15 protein-coding genes are annotated in these 21227 nt (G+C 63.6%); 11 read left to right on the top strand and 4 right to left on the bottom strand.

Annotated features, from left to right (window positions below):
* Positions 1-10 precede the first annotated feature (10 nt).
* Positions 11-2242, top strand: a complete 2232-nt coding sequence (locus tag AC04SF_RS32115) for a diguanylate cyclase (RefSeq protein ID WP_488481059.1) — start codon at positions 11-13, stop codon at positions 2240-2242.
* Positions 2243-2352: 110 nt separating this feature from the next.
* Here AC04SF_RS32115 and AC04SF_RS32110 read toward each other — a convergent pair whose 3' ends face one another.
* Both AC04SF_RS32110 and AC04SF_RS32105 read right to left on the bottom strand, forming a co-directional pair.
* On the bottom strand, positions 2353-2535 hold the full coding sequence (locus tag AC04SF_RS32110; RefSeq protein ID WP_488481058.1) for a hypothetical protein: 183 nt from the start codon (positions 2533-2535) through the stop codon (positions 2353-2355).
* A gap of 5 nt (positions 2536-2540) precedes the next feature.
* Positions 2541-4382, bottom strand: coding sequence for a CHASE3 domain-containing protein (locus tag AC04SF_RS32105; protein ID WP_488481104.1), 1842 nt, complete (start codon positions 4380-4382; stop codon positions 2541-2543).
* 246 nt (positions 4383-4628) lie between these two features.
* Between AC04SF_RS32105 and AC04SF_RS32100 the strand changes: the two genes are divergently transcribed.
* The 8 genes from AC04SF_RS32100 to AC04SF_RS32065 all read left to right on the top strand — a co-directional run bounded on the left by AC04SF_RS32100 (position 4629) and on the right by AC04SF_RS32065 (position 16359).
* The gene (locus AC04SF_RS32100; protein WP_096450605.1) at positions 4629-5882 is read left to right on the top strand and encodes an aspartate kinase; all 1254 of its coding nucleotides are present in this window, start codon (positions 4629-4631) and stop codon (positions 5880-5882) included.
* Positions 5883-5963: 81 nt separating this feature from the next.
* Positions 5964-8234 (top strand): phosphoenolpyruvate--protein phosphotransferase, encoded by a 2271-nt coding sequence (gene ptsP / locus AC04SF_RS32095; protein WP_096450603.1) that lies wholly within the window; start codon positions 5964-5966, stop codon positions 8232-8234.
* 10 nt (positions 8235-8244) lie between these two features.
* Entirely contained in the window at positions 8245-9324 is a 1080-nt protein-coding gene (prfA, locus tag AC04SF_RS32090) for a peptide chain release factor 1 (RefSeq protein WP_488481057.1), read from the top strand.
* Complete coding sequence (gene prmC, locus AC04SF_RS32085; protein ID WP_488481056.1) at positions 9317-10189, top strand: peptide chain release factor N(5)-glutamine methyltransferase; 873 nt, start codon at positions 9317-9319, stop codon at positions 10187-10189. The genes prfA and prmC overlap by 8 nt, the downstream gene beginning before the upstream one ends.
* 310 nt (positions 10190-10499) lie before the next feature.
* On the top strand, positions 10500-11438 hold the full coding sequence (locus tag AC04SF_RS32080; RefSeq protein WP_488481055.1) for a DUF4167 domain-containing protein: 939 nt from the start codon (positions 10500-10502) through the stop codon (positions 11436-11438).
* Between the two features lie 220 nt (positions 11439-11658).
* Entirely contained in the window at positions 11659-14265 is a 2607-nt protein-coding gene (clpB, locus tag AC04SF_RS32075) for an ATP-dependent chaperone ClpB (RefSeq protein WP_488481054.1), read from the top strand.
* Between the two features lie 63 nt (positions 14266-14328).
* The gene (locus tag AC04SF_RS32070; protein WP_488481053.1) at positions 14329-14691 is read left to right on the top strand and encodes an MmcQ/YjbR family DNA-binding protein; all 363 of its coding nucleotides are present in this window, start codon (positions 14329-14331) and stop codon (positions 14689-14691) included.
* A 150-nt stretch (positions 14692-14841) separates the two neighbouring features.
* Positions 14842-16359 (top strand): L,D-transpeptidase family protein, encoded by a 1518-nt coding sequence (locus tag AC04SF_RS32065; protein WP_488481052.1) that lies wholly within the window; start codon positions 14842-14844, stop codon positions 16357-16359.
* Here AC04SF_RS32065 and AC04SF_RS32060 read toward each other — a convergent pair.
* Complete coding sequence (locus AC04SF_RS32060) at positions 16333-16965, bottom strand: TMEM175 family protein (protein ID WP_096450591.1); 633 nt, start codon at positions 16963-16965, stop codon at positions 16333-16335. The genes AC04SF_RS32065 and AC04SF_RS32060 overlap by 27 nt on opposite strands.
* A gap of 151 nt (positions 16966-17116) precedes the next feature.
* Here AC04SF_RS32060 and AC04SF_RS32055 point away from each other — a divergent pair, with 151 nt between their 5' ends.
* Complete coding sequence (locus AC04SF_RS32055) at positions 17117-18691, top strand: MFS transporter (protein ID WP_488481051.1); 1575 nt, start codon at positions 17117-17119, stop codon at positions 18689-18691.
* A 25-nt stretch (positions 18692-18716) separates the two neighbouring features.
* Here AC04SF_RS32055 and AC04SF_RS32050 read toward each other — a convergent pair whose 3' ends face one another.
* Positions 18717-20687: a M23 family metallopeptidase gene (locus tag AC04SF_RS32050; RefSeq protein ID WP_488481050.1), complete on the bottom strand. Its 1971-nt coding sequence runs from the start codon at positions 20685-20687 to the stop codon at positions 18717-18719.
* A gap of 288 nt (positions 20688-20975) precedes the next feature.
* Here AC04SF_RS32050 and AC04SF_RS32045 point away from each other — a divergent pair.
* The coding region (locus AC04SF_RS32045) for a hypothetical protein (protein WP_488481049.1) at positions 20976-21227 on the top strand (252 nt) is incomplete at its 3' end.

Raw genomic sequence — 21227 nt, 5'->3', positions numbered from 1 at the left:
GGATGGCTTGGTGCGGATCAAGACCCAGATTGTTGCCACCTTGTTGAGCGCCGCGGCCTTGATCGGCCTGGTGGGCGGCATTGCCATAGTCTCCCAGATGTCGCTGACCAGATCCGCCGCAGTGGCCGAGGCGACAAGCGTCGGGCGGCAATTGGCCGAAGCGATTGCCTTCAAGGCTTCCGATGCGCCGCATTCCCTGTTCGAAAGAGCGGACGCACTGCGCGAATTCGTGAAATCGCAGCACAGCGACTCGAAACGCGATCTCGTTGTCGTCAATCATGACAAGGTCATCCTTGCCGACGTCCCGGGCGAAGAAAAAAATATCGGCACACCGTACCACCACGATCCCGGCAATGAAGTCGGCCGGACGATCGAGGACGGCGCGCCGCGCGACTTCATCGAAGACAGCGGCGATGTGGCTGAGCCGATTAACCTGGTTGCGGTGCCGATCAAGGATGCTGCCGGCAAGACGGTCGGCGCAGTGCTGTTCGAGTACACGCCGCTGCTGCACGCCGCCCAACAGCGCACCAACAACATGCTCTGGCTTGTCGGTCTGTGCACCGCAGCCGCCGTGTTGATCTCAGCGATCTCGACTTTTTTGTTGCTGCGGGGCTTCGGCGCCGGTCTTTCCGGCCTCAACCGCGGCATCGAATCGCTGGCGCGCGGCGACGCCGGGGCGCGTATCGGCCTGACCTCCAATGATGAGTTCGGCCAATTGGCGCGAGGGTTCGACAGCATGGCATCCGAACTCGAATCCTCGCGTGGGCAGCTCGTCGAGCAGAAGACCTATATCGAGGATATTGTCCGCACTGTCGCGGAAGGCATTGTCGTCATCGACGGCAATGGCCGGATCGTCTCGGTCAATCCGGCGGCCGCCGAGATCATCGGGCGGCGCAATGACAAGATCGAGGGCCAGGATTGGCCGTCGGTTCTCGATATAAGGGGACTGTCGGGAGACAGGCTGGGGCAGGCAACATCCCCGATCGAGCTGGCGCTGACCACGGGTCGCGGGCATCAGGCCGAGGTGCGGCTGGTAAAGCCGGACGGATCGTACCTGCCGGTGATTGCGAGCTGCAATCCGCTCAATCGCTCCGACGGCGGGATCGTGCTGACGTTGAACGATATCAGAGAGTTGCGCAGCGCCGAGCGGGCGGTCAGCGATCGCGCCGAGGAACTGGCGACGCTGAACCGCGAACTGAAGGAAACGTCCCAGGCAACGACCCGCCTGGTCAAGCTCGGCGAACTGCTCCAGGCGTGCGTCACCTTCCATGAGGCATTTTCCGTGGTCGGTTCGGCCATGCCCGATTTCTTCGGCGGATTGAGCGGAACCGTGCATCTGACCAGTGCCTCGCGCAATCTGGTCGAGGAAATGGAGCATTGGGGTGCTGTGCGTTCGAGCGTTGGCCAGTTTGCGCCGGAAGATTGCTGGGCGCTGCGGCGCGGTCAGGAACATGTGGCCGGCCCCGGCATGCTGACGCCGCGCTGCAATCACATCACCGAGAATGGCGGCCGTGGTTACGTCTGCATGCCGTTGGCGGCGCAGGGGGAGACGCTTGGCATCGTGCATTTGTGCGAACCGGATGCCGCCGGCAGGCCGGACTGGCTGACCGAGCGGCAACAGATCCTGCGCGGCGTCGTCGATACACTGGCACTGGCCCTGGCCAATCTGCGCCTGCGCGAAACATTGCGGCAGCAATCGATCCGCGATCCGAATACCGGGCTCTACAACCGCCGCTACCTCGAGGAAACAAGCAGCCGCGAACTGAGGCGCATGGAGCGTTCCGAACAGCCGTTGGCGATGATCATGCTCGATGTCGATCATTTCAAGCAGTTCAACGACACGTTCGGCCATGAAGCGGGCGATCTCGTGCTCAAACAGGTCGCCGCCACGCTGCTCGACCATGCCAGGGAAAGTGACGTGGTGTCGCGCTACGGTGGCGAGGAATTCGCCCTGATGATGCCGGGGACGTCGCTCGCCGATGCCGCCGAGCGCGCCGAGGCGCTGCGCAAGGCGATCAAGCAGCTGCATCTGGCGCATCGCGGCCGCACGCTTGGAACCATCACGGCCTCGTTCGGCGTGTCCGCCTTCCCGGAACTCGGCGCGTCATGGGTCGAGATCGTCAACGCCGCGGATCGTTCGCTCTATCAGGCAAAAGCGGACGGCCGCGACCGCGTCGTTACCGGATTGGGCAGGGTTGATCCCCAGTGGGACCTTTCGACGGCCAGCCAAAGCGTGGGCTAATTCGACAGAACGAGTTCGGCATGCTTCATGTCGACACTGGCAGGATCGATGGCGCGCATGGCCTCGCAATCACCGATCTCGGACATGATCCGCCCGGCTGCGGTGAGGGCCTACTGGCGGCTCTGCCCGCGCACGATATCGACCCAGCCGCCATCATCCCGCCGGGCCAGGCAACGGCTGACGAAACCCGGTTGCCGCGCCAGCCAGTCGCTGACCAGGCGGTTGCCGGCGGCAAAGCCCGCTTCGGTTCCGGGCTTGAGGCGAAAATTGACGATTTCCAAGGTTTCGGTCATGCCAGCTATCCCTGTGCGTCCAGCACTTCTCGCAGCTTGGCCTCGAGCTGCTCGATAGTGAACGGCTTGGCCAGGAAGTGCACGTGATGGTCGAGCACGCCGTTGTGGACGACGGCATTCCTGGTGAAACCCGTGGTGAACACGACTTTCAGACCGGGTTGGCGCGCGACCGCTTCCTCGGCGAGCTTGCGGCCGTTCATCACCGGCATGACAATGTCCGTGAAAAGCAGGGCGATGCCGGGTGTCGCGGCCAGCTCCTGAAGGGCCTCCTGGCCACTGCCGACGTGGATGACGGTGTAGCCGAGTTCGCGCATCGCGTCCGTCGTGGCGGCCCGCACGCGGGCGTCGTCCTCGACGACGAGGATCGTTTCGGTGACCTTGGCGGTGCTCTTGCCGCGCCCGGCAAGTGCTGCCGGCTCCTCCGCCCCGAAAAACCGGGGCAGATAGATCCTGATCGTCGTGCCTTCGCCCAGTTCGGAGTAGATCTTGACGTGGCCGCCCGACTGCTTGACGAAGCCGAACACCTGGCTCAGCCCAAGTCCCGTGCCCTTGTCGACCGGCTTGGTCGTGAAGAAGGGTTCGAACGCCTTGGCGATGACCTCGGGCGACATGCCCGCGCCGGTGTCGGTTACCGCGATCATCACATATTGGCCTGGCGTGACCTCGGCATGCGTGGCGGCGTAGGCGTCGTCGAGGTGGCTGTTGGCGGTCTCGATGGTCAACTTGCCGTCATTGTCCATGGCGTCGCGGGCATTGACGGCAAGGTTGAGGATGGCATTCTCGATCTGGCTGGGGTCGGCGTGGGTTTTCCACAGGCCGCCCGCCAGCACCGTTTCGACGCGGATGCCTTCGCCGAGCGCACGGTGCAGAAGGTCGGACATGCCGGTCACCAGCCGGTTGGTGTCGACCACCTGCGGCGCCAGCGGCTGCAGACGGGAGAAGGCAAGCAGCCGGGAGGTTAAATTGGCGGCACGGCTGGCCGCGTCCGTCGCCGCCTCGATGAATTTCTCGATATCATTCTCGCCGCGCTTCAGCTTGCGCTGGGCAAGGTTCATTGCGCTGAGGATCACCGCCAGCATGTTGTTGAAATCATGGGCGATGCCGCCGGTCAGTTGGCCGACGGCCTCCATCTTCTGCATCTGGCGGATCTGGGATTCGGCCTTTTCACGTGTCTGGATCTCGCTGCCGAGCTCGATGTTCTTGCGCATCAACTCTTCCTGGGCGGTGGCGACCTCGCGGAAGCGGCGGCGGGATTGGCGGATGGTGTAGGCGCCGAGCAGGAAGATCGCCAGCAGTGCGACAAGAGACCCGATACGCAGCCAGGCCTCGACCTGGTCGGTATGCTCGTCGCGCGCGGCGATGTCGGCAGCGCCGATGCGCCGGATCGTGTCTATACTGGCGCGGATTTCGTCCATGGCCGCCTTGCCCTGGCCACTGCGGACCAGTTGCAATGCCTTGGCCGCGTCGCCCTTGTCGTAGAGCGTGATCGTCACGGCCAGTTCAGCCTGCTTTTGCGCCAGCGCGTCCTTGATGTGGCTGATCTGCGGGGCGAGCTGATCGTTGGATGAGGTCATGGCATCGATGCGGGCAAGTTGCCCCGGGATTGCATCGACAGCCTTCTGGTACGGTTCGAGGTAGGATTTCTCGCCGGTCAGCAGATAGCCGCGCTGGCCGGCCTCGGCGTCCTGCGCCAATGAAAGCAGTCCGGAAAGCTGTTCCTGGTATTCGATTGTCTCGCGCGCGGCGGCACGATTGGCCCTCTGGCCCTCGACCAGCAAGGCGCGGGTGCCGACGATCAGTGCCAGCACCGCGAAGCCGGCGGCAAGCGGCAGCGATTGCAATCGCATGGCGCGCCGAAGACGAGCAATCATCTGTTATGCCGGACCAAAAGGAATTCCCCGCGGGCAGCATTTGGTAAGCGGCGCCGGCCTGGAAGGCAATATCCATCTTCTTGAAGCCGGCAATCCGCCGCCAGCCTTGCGAAACCCAAAGCATTTGGCTAAGGAGGCCGCGCATTCAGCGGCCGGCGCCAGCCGGGCGCTTTCCTTCGTTTTCGGCTCCAGGCCGGCTTCAGTCAAAGGCATTTCGCTTCCATGGCGCGTATCGTGATGAAATTCGGCGGAACCTCCGTCGCCGACATCGCCCGCATCCGCAATGTGGCGCGTCACGTCAAACGCGAGGTCGACGCCGGCCATGAGGTGGCGGTGGTGGTCTCGGCGATGGCCGGCAAGACCAACGAACTGGTCGCCTGGACGCGCGAGGCCTCGCCGATGCACGACGCACGCGAATATGACGCGGTCGTCGCTTCCGGCGAACAGGTCACGGCCGGTCTGCTGGCCATCACCTTGCAGAACATGGGCGTGCATGCGCGCTCCTGGCAGGGCTGGCAGATCCCGATCAAGACCGACAACGCGCATGGCGCGGCGCGCATCCTCGACATTGACGGCGCCTTCCTGATCAAGCGCTTCGGCGAGGGCCAGGTGGCTGTCATCGCCGGCTTCCAGGGCATCGGGCCGGACAATCGCATCGCCACGCTTGGCCGCGGCGGTTCCGACACCAGCGCGGTCGCCATTGCCGCGGCGGTCAAGGCCGACCGCTGCGACATCTACACCGACGTCGACGGGGTCTACACCACCGATCCGCGCATCGAGCCCAAGGCGCGGCGGCTGGCCAAGATCTCGTTCGAGGAAATGCTTGAAATGGCCTCGCTCGGCGCCAAGGTTCTGCAGGTGCGTTCGGTCGAGCTTGCCATGGTGCACAGGGTGCGTACCTTCGTGCGGTCGTCCTTCGACGATCCCGACGCGCCCGGAATGGGGGATTTGCTCAATCCCCCGGGAACGCTCATTTGCGACGAGGAAGAGATCGTGGAACAGCAGGTCGTCACCGGAATTGCCTACGCCAAGGACGAGGCCCAGATTTCGCTGCGCCGCGTCGGCGACCGCCCTGGCGTCGCCGCCGGCATTTTCGGGCCGCTGGCCGAGGCCAACATCAATGTCGACATGATCGTCCAGAACATATCCGAGGACGGCAAGTTCACCGACATGACCTTCACCGTGCCTTCCGGAGACGTCGACAAGGCGCTGGCCGTGCTCGACCGGCTGAAGGCCGAGGTCGGCTACGATGTCGTGCAGTCGGAAGCGGGCATGTCTAAGGTCTCGGTCATCGGCATCGGCATGCGGAGCCATGCCGGTGTCGCCGCCACCGCCTTCAAGGCGCTGGCCGACAAGGCGATCAATATCCGCGCCATCACCACCTCCGAGATCAAGATTTCGATACTGATCGACGGTCCGTACACCGAACTGGCAGTTCGCACTTTGCATTCCGTCTACGGTCTGGATAAGCAGTAGCAAGACTGAATCAGTTGTTGCGCGCATGCCGGCAGCGGCGGAAACTGCGCCGGCAAGTGTTTCATTGGAGAAGAAGCCGCGATGCGTGACCAGGCCAGCGGCCCGCGCGTTTTGCTGAAACGGCTCCGCGAGCTCATGCAAGAGCCGCTGGAGCCGCAGGAGCGGCTTGACCGGATCGTGCGCGACATCGCCTCCAACATGGTCGCGGAAGTCTGCTCGCTCTATGTGCTGCGCGCCGATTCGGTGCTCGAACTCTACGCCACCGAGGGTCTGAACCCGAACGCCGTCCACCTGGCGCAACTGCGGCTCGGACAAGGTCTGGTCGGCACGATTGCCGCCAGCGCGAGGCCGCTCAACCTGTCCAACGCGCAGGAGCATCCGGCCTTCGCCTACCTGCCGGAGACCGGGGAAGAGATCTACAATTCCTTCCTTGGCGTGCCGGTGCTGAGGGCAGGGCGTACGCTCGGCGTCCTGGTCGTGCAGAACAAGACCATGCGCCATTATCGCGACGACGAGGTTGAGGCGCTGGAAACCACGGCGATGGTGATCGCCGAGATGATCGCCACCGGCGATCTGGCACGGCTGACCCGGCCTGGGCTGGAACTCGATTTGCGCCGGCCTGTCAGCTTCACCGGCCTGTCCTTCAACGACGGCGTCGGGCTTGGCCATGTCGTGCTGCACGAGCCGCGCATCGTCGTCACCAATCTGTTCAACGAGGACAGCGAGGAAGAAGTCAGGCGTCTCGAGACCTCGCTCGGTTCGCTCAGGCTTTCCATCGACGACATGCTGGAGCGTCGCGACGTCGCCTTCGAGGGCGAGCATCGCCAGGTGCTCGAAGCCTACCGCATGTTCGCCAATGACCGCGGCTGGGTACGCCGCCTGGAAGAGGCGATCCGCAACGGCCTGACGGCGGAAGCTGCCGTGGAAAAGGTGCAGAGCGACATGCGCGCGCGCATGCTGCACATGACCGATCCCTATCTGCGCGAGCGGATGAGCGACTTCGACGATCTCGCCAACCGGCTCCTGCGCCAGCTGATGGGTCGCGGGCCGGAGGATGTCGCGGCCTCGCTGCCGAAGGACGCCATCATTGTCGCCCGCTCGATGGGGGCGGCCGAACTGCTCGACTATCCCCGCGACAAGATGCGCGGCCTGGTGCTCGAGGATGGCGCCGCCACCAGCCACGTCGTCATCGTCGCGCGCGCCATGGGCATTCCTGTCGCCGGCCAGATGAAGGGTGCCGTTTCCATGGCGGAAAACGGCGATGCCATCATCGTCGACGGCGAAGAGGGCGTAATCCATCTGCGGCCGCAATCCGATCTCGAAGCTGCCTATGCCGAAAAGGTGCGGTTCCGCGCCCGCCGGCAAGAGGTCTACCGCGAACTGCGCAAGAAGCCGTCGACAACCAAGGACGGCGTCCAGGTCGACCTGTTGATGAATGCCGGGCTTGCCGTCGACCTGCCGCAGCTGGCCGAGGCGGGTGCGGCCGGCATCGGCCTGTTCCGCACCGAATTGCAGTTCATGGTCGCTTCGACCTTTCCGCGCGCCGAGGCGCAGGAGAAACTCTACCGCGACGTGCTCGAGGCGGCGCGCGGCAAGCCGGTCACTTTCCGCACCATCGATATCGGTGGCGACAAGGTGCTGCCCTACTTCAAGGGCGCCATCCAGGAAGAGAATCCGGCGCTTGGCTGGCGGGCGATCCGCCTGACGCTTGATCGGCCGGGGTTGCTGCGCACCCAGATCCGCGCCTTGCTGAAGGCCAGCGGTGGGCGCGAGCTCAAGCTGATGCTGCCGATGGTGACCGAGCTTGGCGAGATCGCCCAGGCGCGCGAAATCATCGACCGCGAGGTACGGCATCTCTCGCGCTTTGCCCATCATCTGCCGACCAGTCTCAAGCTGGGTGCGATGCTGGAAGTGCCGTCGCTGCTGTTCCAGCTCGACGAATTGATGAAGGCCGTCGACTTCGTCTCGGTCGGTTCGAACGACCTGTTCCAGTTCGTCATGGCGGTCGACCGCGGCAACACGCAACTGGCCAACCGCTTCGACACGCTGTCGGCGCCGTTCCTGCGCGTGCTCAAGCAGATTGCCGATGCCGGCATTCGCAACCACACGCCGGTAACGCTGTGCGGTGAACTCGCCGGCAAGCCGATCTCGGCGATGGCGCTGATCGGCCTCGGCTTCCGTTCGATCTCGATGTCGCCGGCCTCGATCGGCCCGGTCAAGGCGATGCTGACGGAATTGCCGCTGGATGAACTGACGGCGTTCTTCGACGACAATCTGATGGCGCCGGCGCAGGGGTTGCCGATGCGGGCGCTGCTGCAGGCCTTCGCCGACGACCGCTCGATCCCGTTGTAGCGCCCTCACCATGGTCAATTTGCCCCGCGATCGTATGGATCAAGTCGTCAAGCGTTTCGAGATGCTCGAAGCGCAGATGTCGGCCGGCCCGGCGCCGGATGCCTATGTGAAGATGGCGTCGGAATATGCCGAGCTGCAGGACATGGTGGCCAAGGTCAGGGAATTGCGCTCGGCCGAGCATGAGCAGGCCGACCTCGAAGCGATGCTCGCCGACAAGGGCACCGATGCCGAGATGCGGGCGCTCGCCGAGGCGGATCTGCCCGGGGTGGAGCAGCGCATCGAGGCGCTGCAGAAGGACATTCAGGTCCTTCTGTTGCCCAAGGACGCTGCCGACGACAAGAACGCCATCCTCGAAATCCGTGCCGGCACCGGCGGCGATGAAGCGGCCCTTTTCGCCGGTGACCTGTTTCGCATGTATGAGCGCTATGCCGCCGAGCGCGGCTGGCGGTTCGAGACGGTGTCGGCCAGCGACGGCGATGCCGGCGGTTTCAAGGAAATCATCGCCACCATTTCCGGCCGGGGGGTGTTTGCTCATCTGAAATTCGAATCCGGCGTGCATCGCGTGCAGCGTGTGCCGGCGACCGAGGCCAGCGGGCGCATTCATACCTCGGCGGCAACGGTGGCCGTGCTGCCGGAAGCGGAAGAAGTCGACATCGAGATCCGCGCCGAAGACATCCGCATCGACACGATGCGCGCCTCGGGCTCCGGCGGCCAGCACGTCAACACCACCGATTCGGCGGTCCGCATCACCCATTTGCCGACCGGCATCATGGTGGTGCAGGCGGAGAAGTCGCAGCACCAGAACCGGGCGAAGGCCATGCAGATCCTGCGTGCCCGGCTCTATGACCTGGAGCGCAGCAAGGCGGACGAGGAGCGCTCGGAATCACGCAAGTCGCAGGTCGGTTCCGGCGACCGCTCGGAGCGCATCCGCACCTATAATTTCCCGCAAGGCCGCGTCACCGATCACCGCATCAACCTGACGCTCTACAAGCTCGACCGGGTGATGATGGGCGAGCTCGACGAAGTCATCGACGCGCTGATCGCCGATCACCAGTCGAAGCTGCTGGCCGATATCGGCCTTGATGGCTGATCCTCTGCCCGAGGCGCTGGGAGCGCTGCTGCGGGAGGCGCGGGCCAGGCTTGCCATGGCCGGGGTCGATGATCCGGCGCTCGATGCGCGGCTGATCGTTGAACATTTTTCAGGCACGACGCGTACGCAGGCCATTGCCGACCCTGAGCGCAGGATCGACGGAACGGTCATCACCGCGATCGATGCCGCCCTGACACGGCGAGCCGGTGGCGAACCGGTGCATCGCATCCTCGGCTACCGCGAATTCTACGGTTTGCGCCTGTCACTGTCGCCGGAAACGCTGGAACCGCGGCCGGATACCGAAACGCTGGTCGAGGCGGTGCTGCCCTTCGTCAAGGCAATGGCCGCGCGGGAGGGCACCTGCCGCATCCTTGATCTCGGCACCGGGACGGGCGCCATCGCGCTGGCGCTGCTGAGTGCCGTGCCGACCGCGACCGCGACCGGCGTCGATATTGCTGCCGGCGCGCTGACAACCGCGGCTCGCAATGCTGGGGAACTCGGACTTGGCGATCGGTTCACGGCGGTGCAGTCGGACTGGTTCGAAAAAGTTTCCGGCCGATACCATGTAATTGCCGCAAACCCTCCCTATATACCCTCCAGAGATATTGGAAATCTGCAGGACGAGGTCCGCGATTTCGACCCACGCCTGGCCTTGGATGGTGGCGTGGATGGGCTGAACCCCTACAGGATCATTGCCGCCGAGGCGGCACGGTTTCTTGAAGCCGAAAGCAGGATTGCGGTCGAGATCGGCCACACGCAACGCAATGGGGTTACGGATATATTCAAGGCGGCTGGTTATGCATCGGCTGCTGCTATGCGTGATCTCGGCGGAAACGACAGGGTTCTTGTCTTTCAATGGGGATAAGCCTTGACGCAGTGCGAAAAAACCGCTTGGCAATACCGGGGAATGCGGCTAGGGTCGCCTCAACCGGATGAGACGAAGCAGGCAGTGCTCTTAGCGATTCGGTCCTCCTTGGAAATAGCTGCCTTCTTGCGCAAACGACGCCCAAGCTTCGTGCGGGAATCGTCCGGCAAGTGATGTAACCGGAACAGGATGGCACGTGGCGCCAACGCAATTGATGCGGGCGAACGCCGGTGAAGAAACGAAACGGCTGGCTGCATGAGCGCCACCGTTCGTAACGAGTTTTCGAAAATTTCAAGATGAAGAGAGTCGAATGAGGCCACAACAGCAGAACAGGCGCATGCGCGGTCGCAACAACAATGGCGGCGGCGGTGGCAACAACAATAACAACAACAACCGCAAGGGCCCGAATCCCCTGACGCGCAACTACGAGAGCAACGGCCCGGACGTGAAGATTCGTGGATCGGCTCAGCAGATCGCCGAAAAATACGCCACCCTGGCCCGTGACGCGCAAAGCTCCGGCGACCGGGTCATGGCGGAGAACTACCTCCAGCACGCCGAACACTACAATCGCATCATTGCCGCCGCGCAGGCGCAGATGCCGATCCAGAATACGCAACAGAATCGCGACGATTTCGACGATGACGGCGATGAGGATCGTGATGACTTCGACAATGCCGGCAACAACGGCAACAACGTTTCCGATGCTCAGGCCAACCATGGCGCCGGCCCGCAGCCGGTCATCGAAGGCATGCCTGCCGAAGTCGCCCTGAACCGGGAAGGCGGCCGCGATAATCGTGATAATGGTGGGCGCAACAATGGCGGGCGCGACAACAATGGCGGGCGTCACCGCGATCGCCGTCCCAATGGCGGCTATGGCCAGAATGGCCAGCGCGATTATGCTCCGTCGACCGAGCAAGGCGGCCAGCAGCAGCGCAACGAGACCCCGGTCCAAGCAGACACCCAGGCAGAGGTGCAGCTAGAGCCCGGTTTGCCGATCGAGACCGTTGCGGCAGCCGCGCCGGCTCCGCTATTCGAGAGTTTCTCGCCGGCGGCCCTTGCCGCCCAGGCCGAGCTCAACGAGGCGGCCGCCGAGAGTGGTGCTGCCCGTCGCCCGCGTCGTCCGCGCCGCCCGCGCACAAATGCCGACCAGGTCGATGGCGGTAGCGACAACGCCGATGCCGGCGATGCGGCCGCCAGCCCAGTCGAAAACGGCAATGCCGAACCGGTGATTGTCGATATCGACAACTGATCGAACAGCATTTCAAGGCGTTGAACGGCGGAGAGCAATCTCCGCCGTTTTCGTTCGGGCTGACGTGGAATATTATGCATTGACCGATATCAAGGCGTCTTGAGACGGCATGGCCTATGCACCATATCTCGGCTGAACAGGATCCGGCTCGAATGGGCGGGTCCGTCACCGCAATCTGATCCGGTGCCGCAAAGCGGGCCGGTGACGGAAGGAGACAGATATGAACCTTGAGAAATACTCCGAGCGCGTGCGCGGCTTTATCCAGTCCGCGCAGACCATGGCGCTCTCCCGCAACCACCAGCAATTCACCCCCGAACACATTTTGAAGGTTCTCGTTGACGATGACGAGGGTCTGGCCGCGTCGCTGATCGAGCGCGCCGGCGGCAATGTCCGCGACGTCAAGCTCGGTGTCGAGACGGCGCTCGAGGCGATGCCCAAGGTGGAAGGCGGCAACGGCCAGCTCTATCTGGCGCAGCCACTGGCCAAGGTGTTCTCTACCGCCGAAGAACTGGCCAAGAAGGCCGGCGACAGCTTCGTCACGGTCGAGCGGCTGCTACAGGCGCTCACCATGGAAAAGTCGGCCAAGACCGCCGACATCCTGGCCAAGGCCGGCGTCACCGCGCAGGCGCTGAACCAGGTCATCAACGATGTCCGCAAGGGCCGCACCGCCGATTCGGCGAGTGCCGAGCAGGGCTATGACGCGCTGAAGAAGTACGCGCGCGACCTGACGGCCGATGCCCGCGCCGGCAAGCTGGACCCCGTGATTGGCCGCGACGACGAGATCCGCCGCACCATCCAGGTGCTGTCGCGCCGCACAAAGAACAATCCGGTGCTGATCGGCGAGCCGGGCGTCGGCAAGACGGCGATCGCCGAAGGCCTGGCGCTGCGCATCGTCAACGGCGACGTGCCGGAATCGCTGAAGGACAAGCAGCTGATGGCGCTCGACATGGGCGCGCTGATTGCCGGTGCCAAATATCGCGGCGAGTTCGAGGAGCGGCTGAAGGCCGTGCTCTCCGAAGTCACCTCGGCCAACGGCAACATCATCCTGTTCATCGACGAGATGCACACGCTGGTCGGCGCCGGCAAGGCGGATGGCGCCATGGATGCGTCGAACCTGCTGAAGCCGGCGCTGGCGCGCGGTGAACTGCACTGCGTCGGCGCGACCACGCTCGATGAGTACAGAAAACATGTCGAGAAGGATCCCGCCCTTGCCCGCCGTTTCCAACCGGTCTTTGTCGATGAGCCGACGGTGGAAGACACCGTCTCGATCCTGCGCGGCCTGAAGGAAAAGTACGAGCAGCACCACAAGGTGCGTATCTCCGACTCGGCGCTGGTGGCGGCGGCGACGCTGTCCAACCGCTACATCGCCGACCGCTTCCTGCCGGACAAGGCGATCGACCTCGTAGACGAAGCCGCGTCGCGGCTCAGGATGCAGGTCGATTCCAAGCCCGAGGCGCTGGATGAGATCGACCGCCGCATCATGCAGCTCAAGATCGAGCGCGAGGCGCTGAAGGTCGAGACGGATGATGCCTCGAAGGACCGGCTCGCCCGCCTGGAAAAGGAACTTGTCGGCCTCGAGGAGGAATCGACCGAGATCACCGCCAAGTGGCAGGCCGAGAAACAGAAGCTCGGGCTCGCCGCCGACCTGAAGAAGCAGCTCGACGAGGCGCGCAACGACCTCGCCATTGCCCAGCGCAAGGGTGAGTTCCAGCGCGCCGGCGAGCTTGCCTATGGCAAGATCCCGGAACTGGAAAAGAAGCTCAAGGAAGCCGAAGCCCAGGACGGCAAGGCCGGCATGGTCGAGGAAGTGGTCACGCCCGACCACGTCGCCCATATCGTGTCGCGCTGGACCGGCATTCCGGTCGACAAGATGCTGCAGGGCGAGCGCGACAAGCTGCTGCGTATGGAAGACGAGATCGGCAAGCGCGTCGTCGGCCAGGGCGAAGCGGTGCAGGCCGTTTCCAAGGCGGTGCGGCGCGCCCGCGCCGGTCTGCAGGATCCGAACCGGCCGATCGGCTCGTTCATCTTCCTGGGACCGACGGGTGTCGGCAAGACCGAACTGACCAAGGCGCTGGCAAGCTTCCTGTTCGACGATGATAGCGCCATGGTGCGCATCGACATGTCGGAGTTCATGGAGAAGCACTCGGTCGCCCGGCTGATCGGCGCGCCTCCCGGCTATGTCGGCTATGAGGAGGGCGGTGCGCTGACCGAAGCGGTGCGGCGCCGGCCCTATCAGGTCGTGCTGTTCGACGAGATCGAGAAGGCGCATCCGGATGTCTTCAACGTGCTCTTGCAGGTGCTCGACGACGGCCGGCTGACCGACGGGCAGGGCCGCACGGTCGATTTCCGCAACACGCTGATCATCATGACGTCGAACCTCGGCGCCGAATATCTGGTCAATCTCGGCGAGGACCAGGATGTCGACGCCGTGCGCGACGAGGTGATGGGTGTGGTCAAGGCATCGTTCCGGCCGGAGTTCCTCAACCGCGTCGACGAGGTGATCCTGTTCCACCGGCTGCGCCGCAAGGACATGGACCGCATCGTCGAGATTCAGCTCAAGCGGCTGGAAAGCCTGCTTGTCGATCGCAAGATCACGCTGTCGCTGGATCATGAAGCGATCGAGTGGCTGGCAGCCAAGGGTTACGACCCGGCCTATGGCGCGCGGCCACTGAAGCGGGTGATGCAGAAGGAACTGCAGGACCCGTTGGCGGAGAAGATCCTGCTCGGCGAGATTCTCGACGGCTCGACCGTCAAGGTCACGTCCGGCTCCGACCGGCTGAACTTCCGCTCGAAGCCGACGGTCGTCGCGACCGAAGCGGCGGCCTGATTCCAACGCCGCGCGTCCGCCCTGGACGCGCGGCGTTTTCATAATAAGGGTGGGGGCGGGCGGATGACGCTGGATGATTACAACGGCTTCTGCGCCTCACTGCCGGCGACCAATCATGTCGTCCAATGGGGCGGCGCCCATGTCTGGAAGGTTGGGACCAAGGTGTTCGCGATCGGCGGCTGGGATCAGGGCCAGCAGCTCTTCGTCACCTTCAAATGTTCCGACATCGCCTATGATGTGTTGAAGGAACAGCCGGGCCTGCGGCCCGCGCCCTACCTTGCCTCGCGCGGCATGACATGGATCCAGCGTCGGACAAGCCAGAGCATGGATGATGCTGCGCTGAAGGACTATCTGCGCGAGAGCCATCGCCTTGTTGCGCTAAAGCTGACGAAGCAGGCGCGCAAGGAATTGGGGCTCGCAAGCTAGCTAGTATTCCTCGATGCGCCGGAAAACCGCCATCTTCATGCCCGGTTCATATTGGAACCATATGGTGGGTTAACTGGTTTGCTGGCGAAGGGGTTCGCCCAGAGAACAATGCCGGGCGGCGGCAATTACGGACCGGAGAGTTTGGCCACAATGTTCCGCACGATCTTTGCCCTTTCGGCGCTTGCCGCCGGGCTTGTGTCTTCTGCCGCGCTTGCCGCGCCGACGCGGGACAATGCACCAAGGATTGTCCGCGCTGCCGACGATGGCGGCATTCTCGTTGCCCAGGACGGAAATCTGGACATCTACTACGACGCCCGCGGCAACCGGGTCATCGTCGATGCCGATACCGGCAAGGTCATCGCCATCCAGCCGCCGGGGACACGGCTCGACCGTCGTGCGCTGCGCCGCGAGACAAGGCTGCGCGAGTTGGGCCGGGCTCCCGCCGATGATGATCGCTACTATCTCGACGATCCGGAAGACATGGCGCGGTTCCGCCGCAAGCAGCTGGAAGAGGAGGGCCGGGTCATCCCGCCGCCGGTGGATGAGTCCGACCCTTATGGCGACAACTCCGTCGACGCCTATCCGCCGGCGCCGCAGGACGACGGCAGCTACGACAACACCTATCCGGATGCGCCGCAGCCGGCAAAGCCGGGCACCATCAAGCGCCAGCCGCTGAACGAGGCTTCGATCGATCAAGCGCAGCCGGACGTGCAGCAGGCCAATCCGGAGTCGCAGTCGTCCCTGCCGCCGGACACTGGCGGCAAGGCCGCCGTCGATCCGTCGCTTACGCTGGGAGCCCGCCAGGATGTCGCAGCGCTTCAGGTGCTGCTCGACCGTGGTGGTGCTTCGCCAGGCGTGATCGACGGGCGCTTCGGCTCTAACGTCGACAAGGCTTTGGCCGCCTATAATGAGATCACCGGCAGCAATCTGAAGTCGACCGATACGGTCGGTATCCAGGCGGCACTTTCACAATCCGGTGGCGACGCCTTTGCCAGCTACACGATCACTGCGGAGGATGCGGCCGGCCCGTATGTCGCCTCGATCCCGGAAGACTACGGCCAGAAGGCGCAGCTCAACTGCATGTGCTACACCTCTGTCACCGAAGCGCTGGCGGAGCGCTTCCACATGGACGAGAACTATCTGAAGTCGATCAACAAGGGCCTCGACTTCAATAGCCCCGGCACGATCATCAAGGTCGCCAATTTCGGCAAGCTGGTCTCGACACCGGTCGCGCGGATCGTCGCCGACAAGACCAAGAAAGAAGTGTACGCCTACGATGCGGGCGGCAAGCTGGTCGCAGCCTATCCCGCCACCATCGGCTCGGCCGACACGCCGTCGCCCACCGGCATTCACGCTGTGTCGCGCATCGCACTCGACCCGAACTACACCTACAACCCGAACATCAATTTCAAGCAGGGCCAGAACGACAAGATCCTGACCATTCCGCCAGGCCCCAACGGACCCGTCGGGTCGGTCTGGATCGCCCTGGACAAGCCGACCTACGGCATCCACGGAACGCCCGAGCCGTCGAAGATCGGCAAGACCGAAAGCCATGGCTGCGTGCGCCTGACCAACTGGGACGCGCGCGAACTCGCCAAGCTGGTGTCGCCAGGCGTCACCGTGGAGTTCGTCGGCGGACCTTCAGCCGATGACGTTGCGCAGCAATGAACCGCGCAGCGCAGCGGCATAGATCAGCTGCACCGCCAGGATAAAGACGACGCTGAGCAACGGGTTGATCAGGCACAGTGCGGCACCGATCGCCCACAAGATCTGCGCCTTGACGATGCGCTGATAGACCGTGCGCGTCGTTTCAGCGTCGACATCTTCCGCGACAAAGCCGTTCTTCTCCGCGTAGCGCCAGCTGGCGAACAGGGTGACGCCGAGCATCAGCAGGTTGAGCCAGTAGACCAGCACCGCGGTCCTGAATTCGAGGAAGTCGGCCAGAAGGTCGGTCGAGAACGGCAAGAGCGCGATGAAGGCGAGAAAGCAGAGGTTCAGCGTGGCAAGCCGTCGGTCGGATTTGGCGATGAGCCCATGTTGCGCCTGCTGGCCGAACCAGAAGATGGTCAGGGTCAGGAAACTCAAGGCATAGGTCAGGAAGCGTGGGGCGAGTGCCGCAATGGCGGCAAGCAGATCGCGCTCGGAATGAACAACCTCATGCGCCGGCACCCTGATCTCAAGCACGATGAGCGTGAGCGCGATGGCAAAGACGCCGTCGGTGATGCCGACAATGCGGCCGCGTCCTTCCGGCGATGCTTCAAGTGGGCGCTTCATTGATTTCTCCCCGCCTGCCGAGTTCCGGAACTTAGCATGGCCGCCGCCATTTGCATCCCGATAGGATGTCTCCTGGCAATATGGCTGGTTTCAAGGACTGCAGGCTGCTGGCTGGTTGTTGCCAGCACGGCGGCGGTCTAAGCAGAGTGCCATGCATTCACCCGATGAAGCCGCCGCAGTCCCGCTGATCAGTCCAGTCACGAACGGCACCTTCTGTTCGCAATCGCAACGGCGGTTCGTATTGATCGCAGCGATCCTGGCCTCGGCGCTCGGCTTCATCGATGGTTCCATCCTGGCCATTGCCATGCCGGCGATCCGCGTCAACCTCGGTGCCAGCCTTGCCGAGGCGCAGTGGATTTCCAATGCCTATGCGTTGACGTTGTCGGCGCTGATCCTTGCCGGCGGGGCCGCTGGCGACCGGTTCGGGTTGCGCCGCGCCTTCGTGGCCGGCATTGTGCTGTTCGTCGCAGCTTCGCTCGCCTGTGCGCTCGCGCCGAATGCTGTCGTGCTGATCGCGTTTCGCGCCCTTCAGGGCATCGGTGCGGCGATCATGGTGCCCGGCAGCCTCGCCATCATCGCCAAGGCCTATCCGAAAAAAGAACGCGGCCGCGCGATCGGCATCTGGGCCGCCGCCTCGGCGCTGACGACGGCGCTCGGGCCGGTGCTGGGTGGCTTCGTCCTGTCGACTTTCGGCGACGGTATCTGGCGGGCGATCTTCGCCGTCAACCTGCCGCTTGGACTGCTGTCGGTCTATCTTCTGCTGACCAGGGTTCCGGCCGACGCGGCGACGGAAAGGCGAAGCCTCGACCTCGGCGGCGGGGCGCTGGCGACGCTGGCATTCGGAGCGCTGGCCTATGGGCTGACCTCGATGAGCGCCGAGGGTGGCGGGCACGTGTCGGGGCCGAGCATCGTCGCCGGTCTTGTGCTGCTCGTCGCCTTCATCGCCTTCGAGCGGTGGCAGCGCGAGCCGATGATCGACCTGTCGCTGTTTAGAATCCGCGCCTTCGCCGGCGTCAACGTCGCGACATTCTTCCTTTATTTCGCACTCTCGGCCAATCTCTTCTACCTGCCGATGCTGCTGATTGCCGGCTGGGGGCTGAGCACGGCCGAGGTCGGCTTCATCTTCCTGCCACTGTCGGCATCGATTGCACTTTTATCGGGTCCGGTCGGCCAGCTTTCCGATCGGATCGGACCCCGTTTCCCGATCGCCTGCGGCAGCCTGATCGTGGCTTTCGCCTTCGCCGGACTTGCCTTGCTCACCCATTCCGGCATTCACCATTTCTGGACCGGGACATTTCCGCTGATGGCGCTGATGGGGCTCGGCATGGCGCTGGTCGTCTCACCGCTGTCGACCGCGATCATGACGGCGGTGGAAGACAAGGATACGGGGGCCGCGTCCGGCATCAACAATGCCGTCTCGCGCATTGCCGGCCTGATCGCGGTGGCGGCAATGGGATCGCTGGCCGCCTGGGTCTATTCGACGATGCTCGACACCAGCGTCAGGCCGGGTATTCCGGGTTTTGGCGAACCGGTATCGACAGGCTTGCCGCCCGAACTTGAAGCAACGCGGCTTGCCGCCAGCGACGCGGCTTTTTCAGCCATATCCTTGACGACCGCTGTGCTCTGCCTGCTTGCCGCATTCATCGCCTGGATGACCGTTTCGGGTCAGGCATTGCCCTGGTCGCGCCGCACCGATGAATCGTCGGCCGATTCGTCGCGGAGCTGATTCTCCATGTCGGATCGGTCGAAGATCAGCCTTCGATCTTGGCGCTGGCAACCTTCAGCGAATTGCCATCTTCCTGCTTCAGCAGATCGTCGATGCGCTCGCGCTCGCGCTTGAAGGCGACGAGGTCGTCGCCCTTCAGCACTTTGCCGACCGGCAGGCGGACACGCATCGAATCGACCTTGGTGCCGTTGACGATCAGCTCGTAGTGGAGGTGAGGACCTGTGGAGAGACCGGTCTGGCCGAGATAGCCAATGACCTGGCCTTGGCGAACATGGACGCCCGGCGCGATGCCTTTGGCAAAGGCGCTCTGGTGATTGTATGAAGTCTCGTAGCCATTGGCATGGCGCAGGATGATCTGCTTGCCATAGCCGCCGGCCCAGCCGGCTTTCTCGACGACACCATTGCCGGCTGCGATGATCGGCGATCCGATCGGGGCGGCCCAATCGGTACCTGTGTGCATGCGGACGTAGCCGAGGATAGGATGCTTGCGCGCACCAAACCCGGAGGTGAATCTCCCGTTGGGCAGTGGGTTGCGCAGCAGAAACTGCTCGGCGCTCGAGCCATCCTCGTCGAAATAGTCGGTGCTGCCGTCCTGCATCTGGAAGCGGTAGAAGTTGCGCGTTGTGCCACCGAAGGTCGCCGAGACATAGAGAAGCTCGGAATCGTCTGATGTCTGGTCGTCGCCGTCGGGCTGCGAGAACAGCACTTCGAGGCGATCCGACGGATTGAGTCGCGACTGGAAGTCGACGCCAGACGCCAGCAGCTTGATCAGCCGCTGGGTCATCTTCTTCGACATGCCGTAGGAATAGGCAGTGCGGTAGATGCCGTCATAGACATTGGGCAGGTTGCCGCGCACCACCACCGGTGCCGACGAATCATCGAATGCGGTCAGCAATTCGGGATTCGGATCCGGCTCCTGCGCCGGAACGTATTGGCCGCGATCGTCGAGCGCGATGGTGACGATATGCGTGGTCTTGTCGTAGACGCTGGTGCGCACGACCTTGGCGGCATCGCCGTGAACCTCGAGGCCGACGCGCAGCACCGTTCCGGCTTTGAGCGTCGGCGCGTTCAACAGCTTGGCGATCGCTTCGGCCATGCCGGTGGCGTCGTCGCCTGTGTAGCCCGAATCGGCAAAGGCCTCGGTGAGGTCGGTGTCCTTGGTGAAGGGAATGATTTCCTCGGCGAAAGCCGGCGCCTGGTCGTCGGTGGCAGCACGTGGCGACACCGAGACGTTTTCCGGCACAATCTTCACATCGTAGGAGCCGGCCATCGACTCGGCAAAGGCTTCGCCGAATCGCTGCGGATCGACATAGTGGAGTGAAGCGACCTGCACCGCGCCGTCGCTGAGGTCAGTGCCGGCTTCGCGCACCACTTTTTCCACCTCGTCGGCGGACAGGTCGCTCTTTTCGTCGAAGGAGGCCGTCTCGAAGGGGAAATCGACGGTCTTCAGGCTCATCTCGCTTTCGACCTTGGCGCCATAGATCTGGCCGGACGCAGCGGAGGCCGTCGCCGGTTGCGCCGGAGTATCGTCGCCGTCGTCGCCGAACACCTGCATCGGGTCGAAGGGCGGGTAGGGTCGGCTGGTGGTGTGGCCGGCGGCGAGCGCCATCTTGATCTGCACGAAAGGCATGGTGTGGATGACATCACGGTCACCGACCTTGGTGACCATCGACACTTCCATGCGGCGGCGGTCCTTGGCCTTGGCGATCTGACGCGGCGCCACCAGCCTGGTCGTCTTGGCCACCTCGCCGGAATCGCCATTGCTGGTAAGGCCGATCAGTTCCGCGATCTCGGGTGGGGTCGCCAGTTGCTGGCGCCCGTCAAGGGCGGCAAACAGCGCCACGCCCATCAGCACGCTCGAGGTCACGCCGGTCAGGAATGTGCCCGACAGCCAGCGCGCAGAAACCTCACGCCGATCGGGCGGGCCGCTGCGGCCATCCGCGATAAGCGGCGGCTCATTGCCGAGTTCGGCTATGACATCTTCCGTGTCTGGCATCCAGAAAGGCTGCTTCTTCCCCGGGCGGAACGGCTTGTCGCTTTTGTTGTGGCCATGACATTTGCCTGTCACGGCAGGTTAAGTCAACGAAGCCTCAGGCCCCGGTCGAATTCCCCTCGCGCACTTCTCTTATAGAGCGCTCTGCAAAGTGGGCGGCGTGCCTTCTCTATAAGGCTCATCGCGCGCGCTCTTATGAGGCTCCTAAAAGAGGGCATTGCACGGCTGTGCCATGGCCTCTTTTGTTGGCCTTGGTGTCGAACGGCAATGCGGCGGCAATAGGGCTCGTTCATGGCCGGCCGCGTGTTGTCCTTTGTTCCCCTGCGGCAGCCGGCTATCGACAAAGCGTGCCCGAAATTTCTGTCGCAAAAAGTTCAAAAACTTTCGAATGGTGTGTTGACAGTTTGGATTGGTGGCGACTATATACGCCTCACGAACGAGGGCGGTGCGCCGCTGGCGACGAAGAAGTTTGCTTCTAAGACTGCCCTCCGCGAAATTCAAGAGAGCCGCGTAAGCGACACTCGGACGGCCCCGAAGCCACAA

Source organism: Mesorhizobium sp. CNPSo 4671 (assembly GCF_057784245.1).
This window is presented reverse-complemented; position numbering and strand designations above follow the sequence as displayed.